Annotated in this window: 1 pseudogene; it reads left to right on the forward strand. The window is 45.0% G+C overall.

Features of this window, described 5'->3' with window-relative positions:
• A pseudogene (locus ACFPOH_RS10865) lies at positions 1-600 on the forward strand (collagen-like protein); the annotation flags it as partial.
• Positions 601-786: the final 186 nt, after the last annotated feature.

The following is a 786-nucleotide window of genomic DNA, read 5'->3' on the forward strand; positions in this document are numbered from 1 at the left end:
ACTGGACCGACGGGACCAACAGGGCCTACTGGACCGACGGGACCAACAGGGCCTACTGGACCGACGGGACCAACAGGGCCTACTGGACCGACGGGACCAACAGGGCCTACTGGACCGACGGGACCAAACTTTGCAATCGAAGGATTCTCAGCAGTTAGAACAGCAGCTAGTGTAGCCGCTGGTGGTCAGCTTGACAACTGGACTATAGCTTCACCATACTTTAATACAACTGACTTTGATCCTGTTAGTGGTAACTTTACGGTTCCAGCTACTGGTAGATACTCGATCTCAGCAACTATCAGTTATAGTACAGCTGTAGCTTTATCTATATCATTTGCTGGCAACCCGGCATTTGCAGTACGTAATATTACTACCGGCGATGATTTAATCGTAGGACTATTCCCAATTTTGAACATTGGTTTAGCATTAGTTAACATAAGAGGGGTTCTTGGTAATGGAACGGTCACATTAGCAGGAGAAGTGGAACTTACTGAAGGTGATGTAATAGGCCTATTCTATATCGATGATGGATTATCAATTACCATAGACCTTGGCGGTGGTGGTGCTCCAATCGTTTGGTCCATCCATCGAATTGCTTAAGCCAATCCATTTAAACTGCAGACTCACTTGAATGATTCAAGTGGTCTGCAGTTTTTTTCTTGTAAAAAAGAAAACCCCCTGCTAGGCAGGGGGTTCCGTATAGCTTATAGCGAGGTATTAAAAAAGATCCCACTTGATGCTAAAATAAATTTTGGTTCGCCAACCAAATTTTAGTATCAAGGAGGG

The sequence above is a fragment of the Ureibacillus suwonensis genome (assembly GCF_042655065.1).
Taxonomy (GTDB): Bacteria; Bacillota; Bacilli; order Bacillales_A; family Planococcaceae; genus Ureibacillus; species Ureibacillus suwonensis.